This window comes from Streptomyces hydrogenans, assembly GCF_014656075.1.
GTDB classification, from domain to species: domain Bacteria; phylum Actinomycetota; class Actinomycetes; order Streptomycetales; family Streptomycetaceae; genus Streptomyces; species Streptomyces hydrogenans.
The window spans coordinates 1-18,328 of sequence record NZ_BNBS01000147.1; the positions used below are offsets into that span (position 1 = coordinate 1).

Genomic DNA, 18,328 nt, shown 5'->3' on the forward strand with positions numbered 1-18,328 from the left:
GGCCGCCCTCGGCGCGGCCGCCCCCGCCCCCGCGGCGCCCGCCCCGGCCGCCGCCCCCACCGCCGGGCCCGCGGAGCGCCCCTTCCGCGCCGCGCGCCCGCGCCGCCACTCCCGGCGGCCGAACATCCTCTTCATCCTGGGCGACGACCTGGGCTGGGCCGACCTCTCCTCGTACGGCTCCCCGCACATCCGCACCCCGCACCTCGACCGGCTCGCCCGCGACGGCGTCCGTTTCACCGACGCCTACTCCGGCTCCGCGACCTGCTCCCCCACCCGCTTCAGCCTCTACACCGGGCGCTACCCGGGCCGCACCAAGGGCGGCCTCGCCGAGCCGATCGCCGACAGGTCCGTCGGCCTGGAGCCCACCCACCCCACGCTCGCCTCGCTGCTCCGCGACTCCGGCTACGCCACCGCCCTCATCGGCAAGTGGCACTGCGGCTACCTCCCCGACCACTCCCCCACCAAGTCCGGCTGGGACGAGTTCTTCGGCAACTTCGGCGGCGCCCTGGAGTACTACTCCAAGCTCGGTCTCGGCGGCGAGTACGACCTCTACGAGGGCGACGCCGAGTACAAGGACCTCCGCTACTACACGCGGATCCTCACCGAGCGGGCGAGCGAGTACGTGAGCCGCGACCACGAGAAGCCGTGGCTGCTCAACCTCAACTTCACCACCCCGCACTGGCCGTGGATCGCCGACGGCGACGAGGAGGCGAGCGCCGAGATCGTCCGCCGCGTCAAGGCCGGCGACCGCTCGGCCCTCTGGCACCAGGACGGCGGCTCGATCGAGAAGTACAAGGAGATGGTCGAGGACCTCGACCGCTCCGTCGGGCAGGTCCTCAAGGCGCTGAAGCGCTCCGGCCAGGAGCAGGACACCCTCGTCTTCTTCGCCAGCGACAACGGCGGCGAGCGCTTCTCCTACAACTGGCCCCTCGCCGGCAACAAGGGCTCCCTCCAGGAGGGCGGCATCCGCGTCCCCTCGGTCCTGCGCTGGCCCGCCCGGATCGACGGCGGCCAGGTCAGCGACCTGCCCGTGTACACGCCCGACTGGACGGCCACCCTCCTCGAACTCGCCGGGGCCCGCCCCCACCCCGCGTACCCCCTCGACGGCACCAGCCTCGCCGGCCACCTGCTGCGCGGCGAGGACGTGCCCGAGCGGGACCTCTTCTGGCGGGTCCGGGGCGAGCGGGCGCTGCGCCGCGGCGACTGGAAGTACTACCGCGGCAAGAGCGGCCGCGACCAGCTCTTCCACCTCTCCGAGGACGCCCGCGAGCAGGCCGACCGGGCCCCCTTCGAGCAGGCGCGGCTGGCCGAGCTGCGGGCCGCCTGGGAGCGGGTCGACGCGGGGCTGCTGCGCTACTGAGCCGCGCCGGCACCGGGCCGCCGCGCTACCGCGCCGCGCCGGCCACCGCCGTCAGGCCCTCGCCGGAGCCGTCGGTGAGGGTGAGGGTCCGGTGGTCGAGCCGGTAGGAGAGGGGGCCGTCGAGGAGCTCGTAGAGCTTCGTCTCCAGGGCCATCTGGGGCCCGGTGCACATCATGCGGGTGGTGGCCGCCGGGCCCTCGACGGTGAGGGTCCGGGCCTTCTCGTCGAGCTTCGCGGTCGCCGAGAAACCGTTGCAGCCGAGGTTGCCGGTGATCCGGCCGTCCTCGCCGATGACGAAACGGGCCTTCTCCCCGCCGCCTTCCGGGAGGGAGGCGGCGGTGTCGCCGGAGACCAGGCCGTCGACCTTCCACGCGGTGCCGCGCAGCGGCACGGACGGTTCGGCCGTCAGCTCCACCTTCTTCGTGCCGTCCGCGGAGGCGAGGGTGAGCGCCCCGTCCGCCAGGGTGCCGTCGAGGGGGCCGGTGAAGGCGGCGAGGAAGGCGGTCTCGAACCGCTGCCGCTCGTCGGGACAGCCCATCTCGGTCACCTCGGCCGGGGAGACGGTGACGGTGGCACCGGCCACCGTCACGCCCGCGCCGAAGTGGTTGCAGCCGGTACTGCCCTGGGCGCGCCCGTTCTCGGCGAACGCGACGGCCGCGCCGTCGGGGGCCGGCGAGCGGCTGCCGTCCACGGTGACCGCGGCCACCGTCCAGTGCGTGCCGGTGAGGGGGAGGTCGGGGTCTCCGGCGGCCCCGCCGCCGCCCGCCCCCTGGCCACAGGCGGTGAGCAGGGCGAGCAGGACGGCGGCGGCGAGGGTGCTGCGCGGCTTCGGCATGCCGGTGGGACGCGGCGCGGCCCCGCCGGGTTCCCGGCCTCAGCCCATCAGGGGGAGCAGACCCGCCAGGTCCGCCCGTTCGCCGCTGGCGGCGATCCGGGCCGCGTCCAGCTCGGCCGCCCAGGCGGCGCGCCCGGTGGCCAGGCGGATCCAGGTGAGCGGGTCCGTCTCGACGACGTTCGGCGGGGTGCCGCGGGTGTGCCGGGGGCCCGCCACGCACTGCACCACCGCGTACGGCGGGATCCTGACCTCCACCGCGCCGCCGGGGGCCCGCGCCGCGAGGGCGTCGGCGAGCAGCCGGGAGCAGGCGGCGAGCGCCTGCCGGTCGTAGGGGACGTCGGTGCCGGTCGCGGCGGCGAGGTCGTCGGTGTGGACGACCAGCTCGACGGTCCGGGTGACGAGGAAGTCGGCGAGGGTCATGGCCCCGAACCGGGTCGGCACGAGCCGCTCCCCGTCCGCGCCGGCGACCAGCTCCGCGAACCGCTCCGCCGTCCGCGCGTACAGCCCGGGCAGGTCGGCGGTGTCGAGGGCCCGGACGTCCTCGTCGATCCGTCCGGCGCCGGTCGCGGTGGCGGACGGCCAGTCGAGCAGGGCGAGTTCGCGCACGGCCGGCTCGGGTCCTTCGAGCCCCCGGACCACCGCCCCGAGCGCCATGGTCACGTGCCCGGCCAGGTCCCGTACGGTCCAGTCCCCCAGCCGGGTCGTCGCGTCGAGCGCCTCCGGCGGGAGCGCGAGCACCGCGTCCCGTACGTGCCCGAACTGGGCGGACACGGCGGCCCGGGTCTTGGCGGGATCGTAGCTGCGGGTGCGCTTCTTGGCCGGTGGCATGGGGGCGAGGGTAGTCGGAGACTGGAGGGGGAGGGCTTCCCGCACACCTATCCGTACGAGAGGGGTCGGACCGTCATGGCCGAACACCCTGACAGCGCCGTGGTCCGCAGGGGCTACCAGGCGTTCTCCGACGGGGACATGGAGACGTTGCGCTCGCTGATGACCTCGGACTGCACCCACCACTCGCCCGGCCGGAGCCGGATGTCCGGGCACTTCAAGGGCACGGACAACATCCTGCGCCACTACGGGCAGCTCATGGAGTTCACCCACGGCACCTTCGAGATCACGCTCCACGACGTGTACGTGGACGGCCGCGGGCACGCGATGAGCCACCACACCTGGCACGCCGACGGCCTGGACCGCGGCCTGGAGATGAAGGGCGGCCTCTTCTTCACCCTGGTCGGCGGCAAGATCACCGACATCGACGAGTGCGTCGCGTCCATCGAGGAGTCCGACGCCTTCTGGGGCTCGGACTAGGGCCGGACACGGGAAACCCCCGCCCGAGCGGAGCGGGGGTTCTCCCGTACGGGACCCGGGATCAGGCCAGCAGGCCCGGGATGGTCGCCTCGTGGGCCTCGCGCAGCTCCGTGAGGGAGAGCGCGAACTCGCCCTGGACGTCGACCGCGTCGCCGTCGACGACGCCGATGCGGGTCGCCGGCAGGCCGCGGGCGCCGCACATGTCGGTGAAGCGGAGCTCCTCGCTGCGGGGAACGGCGACGACCGCGCGGCCCGCCGACTCCGAGAAGAGGAACGTGAAGGCGTCCAGGCCCTCGGGGACGACCAGGCGCGCGCCGTTCCCGCCGCGCAGGCAGGACTCGACGACCGCCTGCACGAGACCGCCGTCGGACAGGTCGTGCGCCGCGTCGATCATGCCGTCGCGGGAGCCCGAGATCAGGATCTCGCCGAGCAGCTTCTCCCGGTCGAGGTCCACGGCCGGCGGCATGCCGCCGAGGTGCTGGTGGATCACCTCGGACCAGGCCGACCCGCCGAACTCCTCCTTGGTGTCGCCCAGCAGGTAGAGGAGCTGGCCCTCTTCCGCGAAGGCGATGGGGGTGCGGCGGTTGACGTCGTCGATCACACCGAGGACGGCCACGACGGGCGTCGGGTGGATGGCGACCTCGCCGGTCTGGTTGTACAGCGAGACGTTGCCGCCGGTGACCGGGGTGCCCAGCTGGAAGCAGCCGTCCGCGAGGCCGCGGGTGGCCTCGGCGAACTGCCACATGACGGCCGGGTCCTCGGGCGAGCCGAAGTTCAGGCAGTCCGAGATGGCCAGCGGCTTGGCGCCGGAGGCGGCGACGTTGCGGTACGCCTCCGCCAGCGCGAGCTGCGCGCCCGTGTACGGGTCGAGCTTGGCGTACCGGCCGTTGCCGTCGGTCGCCATGGCCACGCCGAGGTTGGTCTCCTCGTCGATGCGGACCATGCCCGCGTCCTCGGGCTGCGCCAGGACCGTGTTGCCCTGCACGAACCGGTCGTACTGGTCCGTGATCCAGGACTTCGACGCCTGGTTCGGGGAGGAGACGAGCTTCAGGACCTGGTCCTTCAGCTCGGCGCCGTCCTGCGGCCGGGGCAGCTTGCCGGCGTCGTCGGCCTGGAGCGCGTCCTGCCACTCCGGGCGGGCGAACGGCCGGTGGTAGGTCGGGCCCTCGTGGGCGACGGAGCGCGGCGGCACGTCGACGATCTGCTCGCCGTGCCAGAAGATCTCCAGCCGCTCGCCCTCGGTGACCTCACCGATGACGACCGCGATGACGTCCCACTTCTCGCAGATCTCCAGGAAGCGGTCGACGTGCTGCGGCTCGACGATCGCGCACATGCGCTCCTGCGACTCGCTCATGAGGATCTCCTCAGGAGAGAGCGTGGCGTCGCGCAGGTGGACCTTCTCCAGGTCGACCCGCATGCCGCCGGAGCCGGCGGAGGCCAGCTCGGAGGTGGCGCAGGAGAGCCCGGCGCCGCCGAGGTCCTGGATGCCCGCGACGAGCTTCTCCTGGAAGATCTCCAGGGTGCACTCGATGAGGAGCTTCTCCTGGAACGGGTCGCCGACCTGGACCGCGGGGCGCTTGGTGGGCTTGGTGTCGTCGAAGGTCTCGGACGCGAGGACCGAGACGCCGCCGATGCCGTCGCCGCCCGTGCGGGCGCCGTAGAGGATGACCTTGTTGCCGGGGCCGGAGGCCTTGGCGAGGTGGATGTCCTCGTGCTTCATCACGCCGATGCAGCCGGCGTTGACCAGCGGGTTGCCCTGGTAGCAGGAGTCGAAGACGACCTCGCCGCCGATGTTGGGCAGACCCAGGCAGTTGCCGTAGCCGCCGATGCCGGCGACGACACCGGGCAGCACGCGCTTGGTGTCGGGGTGGTCGGCCGCGCCGAAGCGCAGCGGGTCGACGACCGCGACCGGGCGGGCGCCCATGGCGAGGATGTCGCGGACGATGCCGCCCACGCCGGTGGCCGCGCCCTGGTAGGGCTCGATGTACGAGGGGTGGTTGTGCGACTCGACCTTGAAGGTGACCGCGTACCCCTGGCCGACGTCGACGACGCCCGCGTTCTCGCCGATGCCGACGAGCATGGCGTCGTTCTCGGGGGTCTTCTCGCCGAACTGCTTCAGGTGGACCTTGCTGCTCTTGTAGGAGCAGTGCTCGGACCACATGACCGAGTACATGGCGAGCTCGGCGCCGGTGGGACGGCGGCCGAGGATCTCGCGGATGCGCGCGTACTCGTCCTCCTTGAGGCCGAGCTCCTTCCAGGGCTGCTCGCTGTCCGGCGTCTCGCTCGCGTGCTTGACGGTGTCGAGGCTCATCAGGCGTTGACCAGCTTCTTGAGGATCGAGGTGAAGAAACCGAGACCGTCCGTCTTGCCGGTGCCGATCAGCGGTTCGACGGCGTGCTCGGGGTGCGGCATGAGGCCGACCACGTTGCCCGCGGCGTTGGTGATGCCCGCGATGTCGCGGAGCGAGCCGTTGGGGTTCACGTCCAGGTAGCGGAAGGCCACCCGCCCCTCGGCCTCCAGCTCGTCGAGCGTGCGCTCGTCGGCGACGTACCGGCCGTCCATGTTCTTGAGCGGGACCTCGATCTCCTGGCCCGCGGAGTAGTCCGAGGTCCAGGCGGTCTCCGCGTTCTCCACCCGCAGCTTCTGGTCGCGGCAGATGAAGTGGAGGTGGTTGTTGCGGAGCATCGCGCCCGGCAGCAGGTGGGCCTCGGTGAGGATCTGGAAGCCGTTGCAGATGCCGAGGACCGGCATGCCGGCCTTCGCCTGCTCGATGATCGTCTCCATCACCGGCGAGAAGCGGGAGATGGCGCCGGCCCGCAGGTAGTCGCCGTAGGAGAAGCCGCCGGCGAGGACCACGGCGTCGACCTGCTTGAGGTCCTTGTCGCGGTGCCACAGGGAGACCGGCTCGGCGCCCGCGAGGCGGGCGGCGCGCAGCGCGTCCTGGTCGTCGAGCGTGCCGGGGAAGGTGACGACGCCGATGCGAGCGGTCACGACTCGACCTTCACGACGAAGTCTTCGATCACGGTGTTGGCAAGGAAGGTTTCGGCCATCTCATGGATGCGGGCGAGGGCGGCGTCGTCGACCGGTCCCTCCACCTCCAGCTCGAAGCGCTTCCCCTGACGGACGTCGGCGATTCCGGCGAACCCGAGGCGGGGCAGTGCACGCTGCACCGCCTGTCCCTGCGGGTCGAGGATCTCCGGCTTGAGCATGACGTCGACTACGACGCGTGCCACTGGCACTCCCGGTGGTGTGTTGCGTGGGCGGTTCCCTCAGCGTACCTGCCTCCAAATTCTACGCGGGTAGAGATCTGAAGGATCCTACAAATGCCCAGGCCGGAAGGCGCCCCCGACGACGATCCGCCCCAAACCCCCTACACCCCGCCGCACATGAAATGCGAGTGAAATATTGCGCCGCCCATTGGCCCGGGACACGCTGAGACAATTGACAGGGCTTCACAATGCGACACCGATCGCTGTACAAAGGAATCCAGAGGAAAACAGCATTGTCCCTGGGCAGCCAGCGGCCTGGTGTCACCGCACGTCAGAGGCGTACCCACAGCCCCCGACAGGTGGCGGGCCACAGGAAAGGACCGATATCCGTGGCGCAGCGAGTGGTGGTCACCCTCTCCGACGACATCGACGGCGGAGAAGCGGCGGAAACGGTCGCGTTCGGTCTCGACGGGAAGATGTACGAGATCGACCTGAATGCTGCCAATGCAAAGAAACTCCGCAAGGCCCTCGCGCCCTACCTGGCGGCCGGGCGGAAGCAGACCGGCAAGGTGGCGGCCGGTGTGACCGGAACCACCGCCGCGTACAAGCACACCGCCCTCGCCCCCGACCCGGCGGCGGTCCGCGCCTGGGCCCAGTCCAACAAGATGGACGTGCCGGCCCGGGGCCGCATCCCCAAGCGGGTCTACGAGGCCTTCCGCGAGGCGAGCTGACGGCCCGGCCGAGGGCCGGGGCACCGGCCTCCGCGACACCGGGGCGGAGCGGATTTGCATTCCACCCCCCATGATCCGCTAGAGTCTGGAACACGCCGAGGGGCGAGGCCGAAAAAGCCGAGTCCCCAGCAGCGTGCGGGTGTAGTTCAGTAGTAGAACATCCCCCTTCCAGGGGGAAGGCGCAGTGTGCGATCCCTGTCACCCGCTCTGCATCACGGTTACCGACCACTCCGGTGGATCAGGTAGAGTGGTGCTCGCACCGCCCGGTGAAAGCCGGTCGGGAGCAATGCGGACGTGGCTCAGTTGGTAGAGCATCACCTTGCCAAGGTGAGGGTCGCGAGTTCGAATCTCGTCGTCCGCTCAGGGAGAAGGCCCCGGTTCATCGAACCGGGGCCTTCGTCGTTCCCCCGTACGTCCCCTCCCCGCCGGCATGACATTTGTCAGTCCGGGTCATGACAGCACGCACTGCCCTCCCCTCTTTCCGGGCGGCAGGCTGGGGCCATGACAGCAGAAGCCCTGACACCGGCCATCGAGGCGACCGACCTGAGCCGCACCTACGACGGCGGCTTCGAGGCGGTGCGCGGCATTTCCCTCTCCGTTCCCCGGGGCGAGATCTTCGCCCTCCTCGGCACCAACGGCGCCGGCAAGACCTCCACCGTCGAACTCCTGGAGGGCCTCGCCGCCCCGACCGGCGGCACCGCCCGCGTCCTCGGCCACGACCCGTACCGGGAGCGCTCGGCCGTCCGCCCCCGCATCGGCGTGATGCTCCAGGAGGGCGGCTTCCCCTCCGACCTCACCGTCGCCGAGACCGTACGCATGTGGGCCGGCTGCACCAGCGGCGCCCGGCCCGCCGGCGAGGCCCTCGGCGCGGTCGGCCTGGCCGGCCGGGAGAAGGTGCGGATCAAGCAGCTGTCCGGCGGCGAACGCCGCCGCCTCGACCTCGCGCTCGCCCTGCTCGGCCGGCCCGAGGTCCTCTTCCTCGACGAGCCCACCACCGGTCTCGACGCCGAGGGCCGCCGCGACACCTGGGAGCTGGTCCGCGCGCTGCGCGCCCAGGGCACCACCGTCCTCCTCACCACGCACTACCTGGAGGAGGCCGAGTCGCTCGCCGACCGGCTCGCGATCATGCACAAGGGCCGGATCGTGCTCTCCGGCACCCCCGCCGAGGTCACCGCCGCCCAGCCCGCCCGGATCCGCTTCGCGCTCCCCGCCGGGGTGCCCGCCGCCCGGCTGCCGCTCGCGCTGAAGGCCGCCGAGGACGGCGACCGGATCGAGATCCGCACCCACGCCCTCCAGGACGACCTCACCGAACTCCTCGGCTGGGCCCGCGAGCAGGGCGTCCGCCTCGACGGGCTCGACGCCCGCTCCGCCTCCCTCGAAGAGGCCTTCCTCGACATCGCCTCCCGCACGGAGGACACCCCGGCCGGCCCGAAGGAGACCGTGACCCGATGAGTACGCCGCAGACCCCGCTCGCGCCCGCCGTCACCACCGGCCGCCCCTCCACCACCCTCACCCGGCTCACCGCCCTCGGCCGCGCCGAACTCACCCTCCTCGGCCGCAACCGCAACAACCTCTTCATCGCGGCCGCCATGCCGCTGCTGATGATCTTCCTGCTGCGGTCCTCCCTCAAGGGCGTCGACGAGGCCACCCTCGGCATCTCCCTCGGCGCCGCCACCCTCATCGGCGGCACCGGCATGGTCCTGCTGCTCGTCGTCTACATGAGCCTGACCTCCAGCCTGGTCGCCCGCCGCGAGGGGCTGGTCCTCAAGCGGCTGCGCACCGGCGAGGCCACCGACACCGAGATCCTGGCCGGCGCCGCGCTGCCCGCCACCGCGATCGCCCTCGCCCAGGCCGCGATCCTCACCGTCGGGGGCTTCACGCTCCTCGGCGCCGACGCCCCCGCCCGCCCCGACCTGCTCGTCCTCGGCCTGGCCGGCGCGATCGTGCTGCTCGCCGGGCTCGCCGCCCTCACCACCACGATCACCCGCACCGTCGAGAGCGCCGGCCTCACCACCCTGCCGCTCTTCCTCGTCTCCTCCTTCGGCTCCGGCCTCTTCGTCCCCCGCGACGCCCTCCCGGGCCTCGCCGCCGACCTCGCCCAGCTGCTCCCGCTCAGCGGCGTCATGGAGTTCGTCCGGGCCGGCTGGCTCGGCACCGCCCACGCGGGCAGCCTGCTCACCGCCGCGCTCAATACAGTGGCCTGGGGCGTCCTGACGGGGTGGGCCGTCCGCCGCTGGTTCCGCTGGGAGCCCCGGCGCTAGGACAGAGGGGGAGACGGGACGGATGACCGCGATGACGGGATGGTGGACGCGGCGCAGCGCCGCCGAGAAGGTCGAGCTGTACACCCGCTGGACCTTCCACCTCATGGCCCCGGTCGAACTGGTCACGCTCGGCGGCCTCCCGCTGAGCTCCGGCGGCCGGTCGAGCGGGATCGGCACCGGCCTGACGATCGGCCTGCTCCTGTGGGTCCTGGCCCACTCCGCGCTCTGCTGGACGGTCTCCTCCCGCGCCCTCGGCCACACCACCGGCCGGCGGGCGCGCCCCGCCCGGCTCGCCGTCGTCCTCGCCGCCGCCACCGTCCTCGGCGACCTCGTCGTCGCCGGACTGTGGGCGGGCGGGGCGCTGACCGACGACTCGGTCGTGGCGAGCCTGCTCGTCGTCACCTCGGTCTTCACCGCCGGCACGCTCGTCCTCTGCCTGGACCGGGTGCGGCACATGGCGTACGCGGTCGCCGGCACCGCCCTCGCCGCCGCGCTGCCCGTCGCCGTCTTCGGCCACGGCGTCCCGGAGAGCCTGATCACCCTGGCCGCCGTCCTCCTCGGTGGCGGCGCCTACGCCGCCGCCTGCGGCTTCTCCTCCTGGCTGCTCGGCGTCGTCCAGGAGCTGGAGCGCTCCCGCGACCTCAAGGCCCGGCTCGCCGTCGCCGAGGAACGGCTCCGCTTCGGCCGCGACCTCCACGACGTCATGGGCCGCAACCTGTCGGTGATCGCGCTCAAGAGCGAGCTGGCCGTCCAGCTCGCCCGGCGCGGCCGGGCGGAGAGCGTGGACCAGATGGTCGAGGTGCAGCGGATCGCCCAGGAGTCCCAGCGGGAGGTCCGGGAGGTGGTCCGCGGCTACCGGGAGGCCGACCTGCGGATCGAGCTGGAGGGCGCGCGCGGGGTCCTCGACGCCGCCGGCATCGGCTGCGCCGTCGACGCCCCCGCCCTCGACCTGCCGGCCGGGGTGCAGTCCGTGCTCGGCTGGGTCGTCCGCGAGACCACCACCAACGTGCTGCGGCACGGCGACGCCCGGCACTGCGCGATCACCCTGCGCGCCGGGGCCGGGGAGGCCGTGCTGACCGTGGAGAACGACGGCGCGGCGGTACCGGACGGGGCCGCCGCCCCCGGCCGGACCGGCTCCGGCCTCGCCGGGCTGCGCGAACGGCTCGGCGCGGTGGACGGCACCCTGGAGGCCGGGCCCGCGGAGCCGCAGTCCTTCCGCGTCATCGCCCGCGTGCCGCTGCCCGCGTCCCGGAAGAACGCGCGTCCCACCCCGCAGAAGAAGGAGACGGTGGCGTGACCGAGCCCGTCCGCGTCCTGCTCGCCGACGACGAGCACCTGATCCGGGGCGCGCTGGCCGCCCTGCTCGCCCTGGAGGACGACCTGATCGTCGTCGCGGAGGCCGCGACCGGGCCCGAGGCGCTCGCCATGGCCCGCGCCCACCGGCCCGACGTCGCCGTCCTCGACCTCCAGATGCCAGGGGCGGACGGTGTGACGGTGGCCACATCGATCCGGGACGAACTCCCGGACTGCCGCACGATGATCGTGACCAGTCACGGCCGTCCCGGCCATCTCAAGCGGGCCCTCGCGGCGGGCGTCCGGGGCTTCGCCCCGAAGACCGTCAGCGCCCAGCGGCTGGCCGAGCTGATCCGTACCGTCCATGCCGGAAACCGTTACGTGGACCCGGAGTTGGCGGCCGATGCGATCGCCGCGGGGGACTCTCCGCTGACCGCCCGCGAGGCCGAGGTGCTCGAACTCGCCGCCGACGGGGCCCCCGTCGCGGAGATCGCCCGGCGGGCCGCGCTCTCCCCCGGCACGGTCCGCAACTACCTCTCCTCGGCCGCCGCGAAGGTCGGTGCGGAGAACCGTCACGCGGCGGTGCGTCTCGCGCGCTCCAAAGGTTGGGTATAGTTAGCAGCGCGCTACGGCGCATGCGGACGTGGCTCAGTTGGTAGAGCATCACCTTGCCAAGGTGAGGGTCGCGAGTTCGAATCTCGTCGTCCGCTCAGTGTGAAGGCCCCGGTTCATCGAACCGGGGCCTTCGTCATGCGCGCGCACGGGGCGGAAGCGCCGTACGGGCCCCGGCAAGGGACCCGTACGGCCGCTCCGTCAGAAGCTGTCGGACCAGGGCTTGCCGGTCAGCAGCTCGTACGCCTCCAGGTACTTGGCGCGGGTGGCGTCCACGATCTCCTGCGGGAGGGCCGGCGGCGGCTGCTCGCTCTTGCGGTCCCAGCCCGAGGCCGGGGAGGTCAGCCAGTCCCGCACGAACTGCTTGTCGTACGAGGGCTGGGCGCGGCCCGGCTGCCACTGGTCGGCCGGCCAGAAGCGGGAGGAGTCCGGGGTCAGCACCTCGTCGGCGAGGACCAGGTTCCCGCCGTCGAAGCCGAACTCGAACTTGGTGTCGGCGAGGATGATGCCCCGCTCGCGGGCGATGTCCCGGGCCCGGCCGTAGACGGCGAGGGTGGTCTGGCGCAGCAGGGCGGCGGTCTCGGAGCCGACCTGGCGGGCGACCTCCTCGTACGAGACGTTCTCGTCGTGGTCGCCGACGGCCGCCTTGGTCGCCGGGGTGAAGATCGGCGCGGGCAGCTCGGAGCCGTCGGTCAGGCCCTCGGGGAGCGCGAGGCCGCAGACCGTGCGGGACTCGTCGTACTCGACCAGGCCGGAGCCGGTGAGGTAGCCGCGGGCGACGCACTCGACCGGGACCATGTCCAGGGACTTGCAGATCAGGGTGCGGCCCGCCCAGTCGGCGGGGGCGCCCTCCGGCAGGTCGGTGGACAGGACGTGGTGCGGGGCCAGGTCGGAGAGCTGGTCGAACCACCACAGGGAGAGCTGGGTGAGGACGCGGCCCTTGTCCGGGATCTCGGTGGGCAGGACCCAGTCGTACGCGGACATGCGGTCGCTCGCCACCATCACGAGCTCGCCGGCCCCGTTCCGGTACAGGTCGCGCACCTTGCCCGTGTGCAGGTGGGTCAGGCCCGGAACCTCGACGGGCTCGGGCTTTTCTACGAATCCGGACACGGTTCCTCCGCGTAGGTTGATCCAGGAACGGTCCGATTCTCTCGCACGCGCGCCCGGGCCCGCCGACCGGGGCGGCTCGCCCGGTCAGTCCCTCTTACAGATGCGGTCCAGGAGATTGGCGGTGGCGCGCTGGACGCGGGCGTCCACATGGCCCGGCCGGTCCAGCGCCGGCGACCAGGCGAAGGTGCCGGCGGCGAAGACCCAGGCCCCGGAGGGCGCCCGATAGAGGCTGGTCTCCTGGTGGCGGAGCGCTCCGTCGCCGTCCCGGTAGGGCGAGTGGGCGAGCAGGATGCGGCTGTCGTGGTCGGGGAGCGGGGTGCGCGGGAAGTAACGGTCCGCCTCCCCGGCGACGAGGCCGGGGAGCTCGTCGCCGTCGCCGGCGCCGGTCGCCTCCCACAGCCAGTGTCCGGCGTTCCGCACGACGAGCGGGTGCGGTTCGGGCACCCGGCCCGCGTACTGGATGCCGAGGAGCTGCTGCTCGGGGCGGTCGACCTCGCGCCACAGGGCGGGGCGGCCGGGGCCGCGGCGCTTGCGGCAGGTGAGCAGCCGGTCCGGCACCCCGGACGGCGAGGGGCCCAACTCCACCTGCCAGTACATGGTGTTGGCGGACAGGAAGACCAGCGAGGTGCCCTGGTCGCGGGCGCGCTCGGCGGCCTTGCGCATCGGCGCCGACCAGTACTCGTCGTGGCCGGGGAAGACCAGGCCCCGGTAGCGCGTGGGGTCGACCCGGCCCGCGTGCAGGTCGCGGGTCTCGGCGTAGGCGAGGTCGTAGCCGTACCGCTCCGCCCAGCGGATGAAGTCGTAGGCGTGGCCGACGTGCAGGGGCAGGCCCGCGCCCGCATACGGCCGGTCGAAGGAGACGGTGATCGCCGCCTCCTCCTCGCCGAGCAGCCGGCCCTCCTCGTCCCAGGCGTGGTAGAGGCTGGCACCGGTGTGGCCGTCCTCCGGATAGAGGTTGTACGCCTGCCAGGTCACGTCCGGGAGGACCAGCAGGAGGTCCGCCGGGTGGGAGTCGCGGACCGTGAAGGGGATGTGGGAGCGGTAGCCGTCGGCGGTGGTGAGGACGGCGACGTACGCGCCGAGCGACCAGTAGCTGGGGACCTGGAGCCGCCAGGACTGCCACCAGTGGTGGCAGGAGACCGTGCGGTCGGCGGTGAGCGGGGCGGGCTGGACGATCCCGGAGAGCCGCGGGCTGGTGGTGATCTTCGCGGCGCCGGCCCCGCCGTAGTGGCCGATCCGGTAGACGTCGACCGAGAACTGCTGCGGCGGGTCCACGGTGACGTGGAAGTCGATCGACTCGCCGGGCGCGACGGCCCCGCCTGAGGCGAAGCCCTTGATCTGGCGGCGCACGTCGTCGGCGGTGCGGGGGCCGCCGGCGCCGCCGCCGGCCAGGGTCTCGTCCGCGTACCAGGGGACCATCTGCCCCGTGTCGTCGAAGTAGTTCTCCGAACCGCGCAGCCAGGGCAGCGGGCCCTGACCGAAGGGATCGGAGACGGCGTGCGCGAGCGCACCCGACTCCCAGCGCCTGATCTGCTCCGCCCCCATGGCCGCGCCCCCTCCTTCGACTCCCCCGGTCAGTGCCGCCGGCTCCTGCCCGCGGGTGGTGCCCTTGTCAGTGTCGGTCTCCAGCACATCACATAACGCACGCGGCCCGTCACCGTTCGTCGTGAATCGACGAAGGTGGAACACGACCCTCCGGTACGGGGGGTCCGGCGGGGCTGCTGGGCGGGCCCCGCCGGTGCTCCCCGGGGGCTCGTCCGGGCCCTGGCGGTGCTCCCCGGGGGCTCGTTGGGGCTCCGGCGGTGCTCCCCGGGGGGCTCGTTGGGCTCCGGCGGGCTCGTCGCCCGGTCTCAGAGCAGCCGGACGGGCTTCTCGGGGCGCACGCCGGTGGTGCTGAGCCAGGCCCGCAGCGGGGCCGGGTCGCCCTCCTCGACGAGGGCGAGCACGCGCGGTCCCAGGTCGGCGGCGCGCTCGCCGTCGACGAGCAGTGCGGGGCCGTCGAGCCAGTCCAGGCCGGGTGCGGCGCCGGTGGTGTCGACGGCGGCGCAGCAGACCAGCGCGGTCACGTGGTCGGCGAGCAGGTCGCGGCCGGTGCGGGGCGGCAGCAGCGGCGCGAGCGGCCAGGGGCCGTCGGGGCCGGTGAACCCGGCGGCTCCGGACGCGGCACCGGCGGTCGCGCCCGCCGCGGCCCGGGCCTCGCGCTCGGCGTCCTCCCGCGCGACCTGGGCGCTGAGGGCGGCGGCGAGGGCGTCGGCGGCGGGGTTGCGGACGTCGTCCTCGTCCTCGTCCTCGGCGTCGATCTCGTGTTCGGCGTCGGTCGCGGCCTCGTGCTCGTCCCTGCCCTCGGTCTCGTGCCTGTCCTCTTCTTCCGCGGCCAGGTGCTCCGGTCGGGCATGGGCTTGGGCTCGGGCTTCGGCCGCGGCCTCCGCTCCGGGCGGTATGACGGGGAGGTCGTCGTCCTCCGTCGGCGCGGAGGGCGTGGACGGCCGGTCCTGCGGGGCCGTCAGGTGGGTGAGGACGCGGGTGAGGGTCGGGGCCTCGGAGGCCTCCGGGTCCGCGGCCGTCGACAGGCGGTCGAGGACGTCGTGGAGGCGGGCCGCGTCGGCGCGCCACTTCCGGTCGACGACCTCCTCCGGGTAGCGGCTCCAGTCGACCGGCGCCCAGTCCGGGCCGGCCTCGGCGGGGCCGCCGTGGAAGAGCCGGGCGGCGAGCAGCGAGGCGGCCTCGTCCACGGCTCCCGGCTCCTCCAGGAGGTCGCAGGCCGGGCGCTCGCCGAGCCGGGAGGAGAAGCCCTCCGCGAGCCGGTCGCGCCGGGACAGTTCGGTGAGGGCGGAGACGACGCCCGCGTCCAGCCGGGACGGCCAGCGGCCCATCCGCCAGGCGGGCAGCGCGACCCGGGTGAGGAGCCGGTCCCAGCCCGCGTAGGCGAGGCCGACCTGCTCCTGGGCGACGATCCGGGTCCCCTGGTCCACGGCCTGGGCGCGCTCGGACCCGGCGGCGGCGACCCCGCGCTCCATCTCGGCGGCGTGGTTGCCGCAGGCCCGCAGCAGCAGGCGGGCCACCCGGCCGACGCCCCGGGCGCCGAACCGGCGCAGCGGGTCGAGGCCGGGCTCGTCCGGGACGGCGACGGCCGCGTCGAGCCCGCGCACGAAGCGGCGGGCGGCGGCTATGTCGGGGTCGGCGGCCGGGCCGGTGCCGGCCACGACCGGGGCGAGGACCGCCCGCAGCTCGCCGACCCGCATCCACCAGAGGAAGGGGGAGCCTATGACGAGGACGGGTCCGGCACCGGCGGGGACGGCCGCCCGGCCGTGCGCCCGGTGGGAGCGGTCCTCCAGCCAGCTGTCGCAGTCCGGGGTCAGGGCTATCGCGGAGGGCGCGGGCACGTCGAGCCGGTCGGCCAGGTCCCGCACCAGGCGGTGGAGGTCGGGGGCGGCGGTCTCGGAGAGCTCCACCGTCGGCGTCACGGCCGGACGGGCGCGGGCGACGACGAGGGCGACGGCCGCGGCGGCGAGCAGGACGACGACCGCGAGGACCGTGGTGATCACACGGGCGGTGGCCCAGCCCGTCCCCGTGAAGTGGCCGGTGACCTCGCCCGCGTACAGCACGACGGCGACGGCCGCGGGGAGGATGGCGGCGCCGAGCGCCCGTCCGCGGACACGGAGGACGGCCAGGGCGCGGGAGCGCGCGGCCCGCACGCCCCACTCGTCGCCGAGGCCGCCGTCTTTGCCGCCGTTTCCGAAGCCGCTGCCGGACACGCCGTACCTCACCCCCTCTGCCTGTCCTCGACGGGACTACCCGTGGTGGTGTTGCTCACTCCCCCACTGTGGCACCCGACACCGACATCGCAATGCCGATGGGCCAAGTGCCGGAACGCCTGCGCCGCACCCTAGTTGGGGGTGCGGCGGCAGTCATCCAGATGGGCGAGTCGTCACCCGAACGAATGGCTTTGGGTAAAGGTGGCGCCGGTGGCGCGGCGGTGCGCTTGACTGCGCGGCCGCGCCCGTACTCCGTCCCGGGTCAGGCCCCGGCGGCCTTGAGCGCGATGTCCGTACGGTGCTGGGAGCCGTCAAGACGGATGCGGCCGACTGCCGCGTAGGCGCGGTCGCGGGCCTGGGCCAGGTCCGAACCGGTGGCGGTGACGGACAGGACCCGCCCGCCCGCGCTGACGATCGCTTCGCCGTCCCGCTTGGTCCCCGCGTGGAGCACGTACGCGTGGGGCGCGTCCTGCTCCGCGATCTCGGCGAGGCCCTCGATGGGGTCGCCGGTGCGCGGGGTGTCCGGGTAGTTGTGGGAGGCGACGACCACGGTGACGGCCGCCTCGTCGCGCCAGGCCAGCGGGGCCTGGTCGGCGAGGGTGCCGTTGGCGGAGTGCAGCAGCACGCCGGCCAGCGGGGTCTTCAGGCGGGCGAGGACGACCTGCGTCTCCGGGTCGCCGAAGCGGGCGTTGAACTCGATGACCCGCACGCCGCGGCCGGTGAGCGCGAGACCGGCGTAGAGGAGGCCGGAGAAGGGAGTGCCGCGGCGGCGCAGCTCGTCCACGGTCGGCTGGAGGACGGTCTCCAGGACCTCGTCGACCAGCTTCGGGTCGGCCCACGGCAGCGGCGAGTAGGCGCCCATGCCACCGGTGTTGGGGCCCTCGTCGCCGTCGAGCGCGCGCTTGAAGTCCTGCGCGGGCTGGAGCGGGAGGACGGTCGTGCCGTCGCAGATCGCGAAGAGGGAGACCTCGGGACCGTCCAGGTACTCCTCGATGACCACGCGGTCGCAGGCGAGGGCGTGGGCCCGGGCCGCCTCGACGTCCCCGGTCACGACGACGCCCTTGCCGGCCGCGAGACCGTCGTCCTTGACCACGTACGGCGCGCCGAAGGCGTCGAGGGCCTCGTCGATCTCGGCGGGGGTGGTGCAGACGTAGCTGCGGGCGGTCGGCACGCCGGCGCCGGCCATGACGTCCTTGGCGAACGCCTTGGAGCCCTCCAGCAGCGCCGCCTCGCCGGAGGGGCCGAAGACGGGGATGCCGACGGCGCGGACGGCGTCGGCGACACCGGCGACGAGCGGAGCCTCCGGGCCGACGACGACCAGGTCGGCGCCGAGCTCGGTGGCGAGCGCGGCGACCGCGCCGCCGTCCAGCTGGTCGACCGGGTGCAGCTCGGCGACCTCGGCGATTCCGGCGTTGCCGGGCGCGCAGTGCAGAGCGGTGACGTCGGGATCGAGGGAGAGAGAGCGGCACAGGGCGTGTTCGCGGGCGCCGCCGCCGATGACGAGGACCTTCACGCCAGCCAGGGTAGCCCGCCGGCCGGGAAGCTCCTTGTGCGGGCCACCGAGCGAGACGGCCCTAGTCGTTCGTGTATTCCTCCACAACGGTGGCGCCGAGCTCGCGCACGATCAGCTCGTGCCCGGAGAGCGCCGACTCCACGAGGTCCGGATCGTCCTCCTCCGGCACGTCGTCCTCGGGCGCCACGGGCTGCGGCCGCGGAGGCCGCTGCTGCTCGGGGGCGGGCGCCGGAGCGGGCGCGGCCTGCGCGACGGGCGGCGCCTGCGCGGGGGCGGGCGCCGGCATGGGGGCGGGCGCCGGGGCCTGGACGGGCGGGGCGGGCGGCCGGACGCCGCCCCCGCCG

The 18,328-nt window shown here is 73.6% G+C and carries 16 protein-coding genes, 3 tRNA genes and 1 pseudogene; 10 read left to right on the forward strand and 10 right to left on the reverse strand.

Translation table 11 applies throughout. From position 1 onward, the window contains the following. On the forward strand, positions 1-1,360 hold a 1,360-nt coding region (locus IE321_RS36175), incomplete at its 5' end, for a sulfatase family protein (protein WP_190226036.1). 25 nt (positions 1,361-1,385) lie between these two features. On the opposite strand, the gene IE321_RS36180 is transcribed toward IE321_RS36175, so the two are convergent. Both IE321_RS36180 and IE321_RS36185 read right to left on the reverse strand, forming a co-directional pair. After that, entirely contained in the window at positions 1,386-2,195 is an 810-nt protein-coding gene (locus tag IE321_RS36180) for an META domain-containing protein (protein WP_190226037.1), read from the reverse strand. 39 nt (positions 2,196-2,234) lie between these two features. Next, positions 2,235-3,023, reverse strand: coding sequence for a maleylpyruvate isomerase family mycothiol-dependent enzyme (locus IE321_RS36185; protein ID WP_190226038.1), 789 nt, complete (start codon positions 3,021-3,023; stop codon positions 2,235-2,237). Between the two features lie 75 nt (positions 3,024-3,098). Between IE321_RS36185 and IE321_RS36190 the strand changes: the two genes are divergently transcribed. After that, positions 3,099-3,500, forward strand: a complete 402-nt coding sequence (locus IE321_RS36190) for a nuclear transport factor 2 family protein (RefSeq protein ID WP_190226039.1) — start codon at positions 3,099-3,101, stop codon at positions 3,498-3,500. Positions 3,501-3,561: 61 nt separating this feature from the next. Here IE321_RS36190 and purL read toward each other — a convergent pair whose 3' ends face one another. Genes purL through purS form a run of 3 tightly spaced genes read right to left on the reverse strand, consistent with a single transcriptional unit; the run spans position 3,562 to position 6,733 of the window. Beyond that, positions 3,562-5,811, reverse strand: coding sequence for a phosphoribosylformylglycinamidine synthase subunit PurL (gene purL / locus IE321_RS36195; RefSeq protein WP_043224761.1), 2,250 nt, complete (start codon positions 5,809-5,811; stop codon positions 3,562-3,564). Beyond that, positions 5,811-6,491 (reverse strand): phosphoribosylformylglycinamidine synthase subunit PurQ, encoded by a 681-nt coding sequence (purQ, locus tag IE321_RS36200; RefSeq protein ID WP_043224763.1) that lies wholly within the window; start codon positions 6,489-6,491, stop codon positions 5,811-5,813. Before purQ ends, purL begins: the two co-directional genes overlap by 1 nt. Further along, positions 6,488-6,733 carry a phosphoribosylformylglycinamidine synthase subunit PurS gene (purS, locus tag IE321_RS36205; RefSeq protein WP_015035032.1) on the reverse strand — a complete coding sequence of 82 codons (246 nt, stop codon included), beginning with the start codon at positions 6,731-6,733 and terminating at the stop codon, positions 6,488-6,490. The genes purQ and purS overlap by 4 nt, the downstream gene beginning before the upstream one ends. 365 nt (positions 6,734-7,098) lie before the next feature. Between purS and IE321_RS36210 the strand changes: the two genes are divergently transcribed. From IE321_RS36210 to IE321_RS36245, 8 genes are all read left to right on the forward strand, one after another. Beyond that, positions 7,099-7,440: a histone-like nucleoid-structuring protein Lsr2 gene (locus IE321_RS36210; RefSeq protein ID WP_079022058.1), complete on the forward strand. Its 342-nt coding sequence runs from the start codon at positions 7,099-7,101 to the stop codon at positions 7,438-7,440. Between the two features lie 135 nt (positions 7,441-7,575). Further along, a tRNA-Gly gene (locus IE321_RS36215) sits at positions 7,576-7,647 on the forward strand. 81 nt (positions 7,648-7,728) lie between these two features. Then, a tRNA-Gly gene (locus tag IE321_RS36220) sits at positions 7,729-7,801 on the forward strand. 140 nt (positions 7,802-7,941) lie between these two features. Next, a complete protein-coding gene (locus IE321_RS36225) occupies positions 7,942-8,892 on the forward strand; it encodes an ABC transporter ATP-binding protein (RefSeq protein WP_043224765.1) in 951 nt (316 codons plus the stop codon). Then, positions 8,889-9,701, forward strand: coding sequence for an ABC transporter permease (locus tag IE321_RS36230; RefSeq protein ID WP_190226040.1), 813 nt, complete (start codon positions 8,889-8,891; stop codon positions 9,699-9,701). Before IE321_RS36225 ends, IE321_RS36230 begins: the two co-directional genes overlap by 4 nt. Positions 9,702-9,723: 22 nt before the next feature. After that, the gene (locus tag IE321_RS36235; RefSeq protein ID WP_190226041.1) at positions 9,724-10,998 is read left to right on the forward strand and encodes a sensor histidine kinase; all 1,275 of its coding nucleotides are present in this window, start codon (positions 9,724-9,726) and stop codon (positions 10,996-10,998) included. Then, complete coding sequence (locus IE321_RS36240) at positions 10,995-11,609, forward strand: response regulator transcription factor (protein WP_043224769.1); 615 nt, start codon at positions 10,995-10,997, stop codon at positions 11,607-11,609. Before IE321_RS36235 ends, IE321_RS36240 begins: the two co-directional genes overlap by 4 nt. 22 nt (positions 11,610-11,631) lie before the next feature. Beyond that, positions 11,632-11,704: transfer RNA gene (locus IE321_RS36245), tRNA-Gly, on the forward strand. Between the two features lie 103 nt (positions 11,705-11,807). Here IE321_RS36245 and IE321_RS36250 read toward each other — a convergent pair. The 5 genes and pseudogenes from IE321_RS36250 to IE321_RS36270 form a co-directional block, all read right to left on the reverse strand. Next, positions 11,808-12,716 carry a phosphoribosylaminoimidazolesuccinocarboxamide synthase gene (locus IE321_RS36250; protein ID WP_043224771.1) on the reverse strand — a complete coding sequence of 303 codons (909 nt, stop codon included), beginning with the start codon at positions 12,714-12,716 and terminating at the stop codon, positions 11,808-11,810. A gap of 84 nt (positions 12,717-12,800) precedes the next feature. Beyond that, complete coding sequence (locus IE321_RS36255; protein WP_043224773.1) at positions 12,801-14,261, reverse strand: N,N-dimethylformamidase beta subunit family domain-containing protein; 1,461 nt, start codon at positions 14,259-14,261, stop codon at positions 12,801-12,803. Positions 14,262-14,566: 305 nt separating this feature from the next. Beyond that, positions 14,567-16,483 (reverse strand): M48 family metalloprotease, encoded by a 1,917-nt coding sequence (locus tag IE321_RS36260; protein ID WP_226652055.1) that lies wholly within the window; start codon positions 16,481-16,483, stop codon positions 14,567-14,569. Positions 16,484-16,733: 250 nt separating this feature from the next. Then, positions 16,734-17,984: a phosphoribosylamine--glycine ligase gene (gene purD / locus IE321_RS36265; RefSeq protein WP_190226042.1), complete on the reverse strand. Its 1,251-nt coding sequence runs from the start codon at positions 17,982-17,984 to the stop codon at positions 16,734-16,736. Positions 17,985-18,045: 61 nt separating this feature from the next. Next, a pseudogene (locus IE321_RS36270) lies at positions 18,046-18,328 on the reverse strand (DNA polymerase III subunit gamma and tau); the annotation flags it as partial.

What these genes read in the sequence shown, in the direction of transcription:
- IE321_RS36180 (WP_190226037.1), bottom strand. Translation starts at nt 2,195, where the DNA reads ATGCCGAAGCCGCGCAGCACCCTCGCCGCCGCCGTCCTGCTCGCCCTG.
- IE321_RS36185 (WP_190226038.1), bottom strand. Translation starts at nt 3,023, where the DNA reads ATGCCACCGGCCAAGAAGCGCACCCGCAGCTACGATCCCGCCAAGACC.
- IE321_RS36190 (WP_190226039.1), top strand. Translation starts at nt 3,099, where the DNA reads ATGGCCGAACACCCTGACAGCGCCGTGGTCCGCAGGGGCTACCAGGCG.
- purL (WP_043224761.1), bottom strand. Translation starts at nt 5,811, where the DNA reads ATGAGCCTCGACACCGTCAAGCACGCGAGCGAGACGCCGGACAGCGAG.
- IE321_RS36225 (WP_043224765.1), top strand. Translation starts at nt 7,942, where the DNA reads ATGACAGCAGAAGCCCTGACACCGGCCATCGAGGCGACCGACCTGAGC.
- IE321_RS36230 (WP_190226040.1), top strand. Translation starts at nt 8,889, where the DNA reads ATGAGTACGCCGCAGACCCCGCTCGCGCCCGCCGTCACCACCGGCCGC.
- IE321_RS36235 (WP_190226041.1), top strand. Translation starts at nt 9,724, where the DNA reads ATGACCGCGATGACGGGATGGTGGACGCGGCGCAGCGCCGCCGAGAAG.
- IE321_RS36255 (WP_043224773.1), bottom strand. Translation starts at nt 14,261, where the DNA reads ATGGGGGCGGAGCAGATCAGGCGCTGGGAGTCGGGTGCGCTCGCGCAC.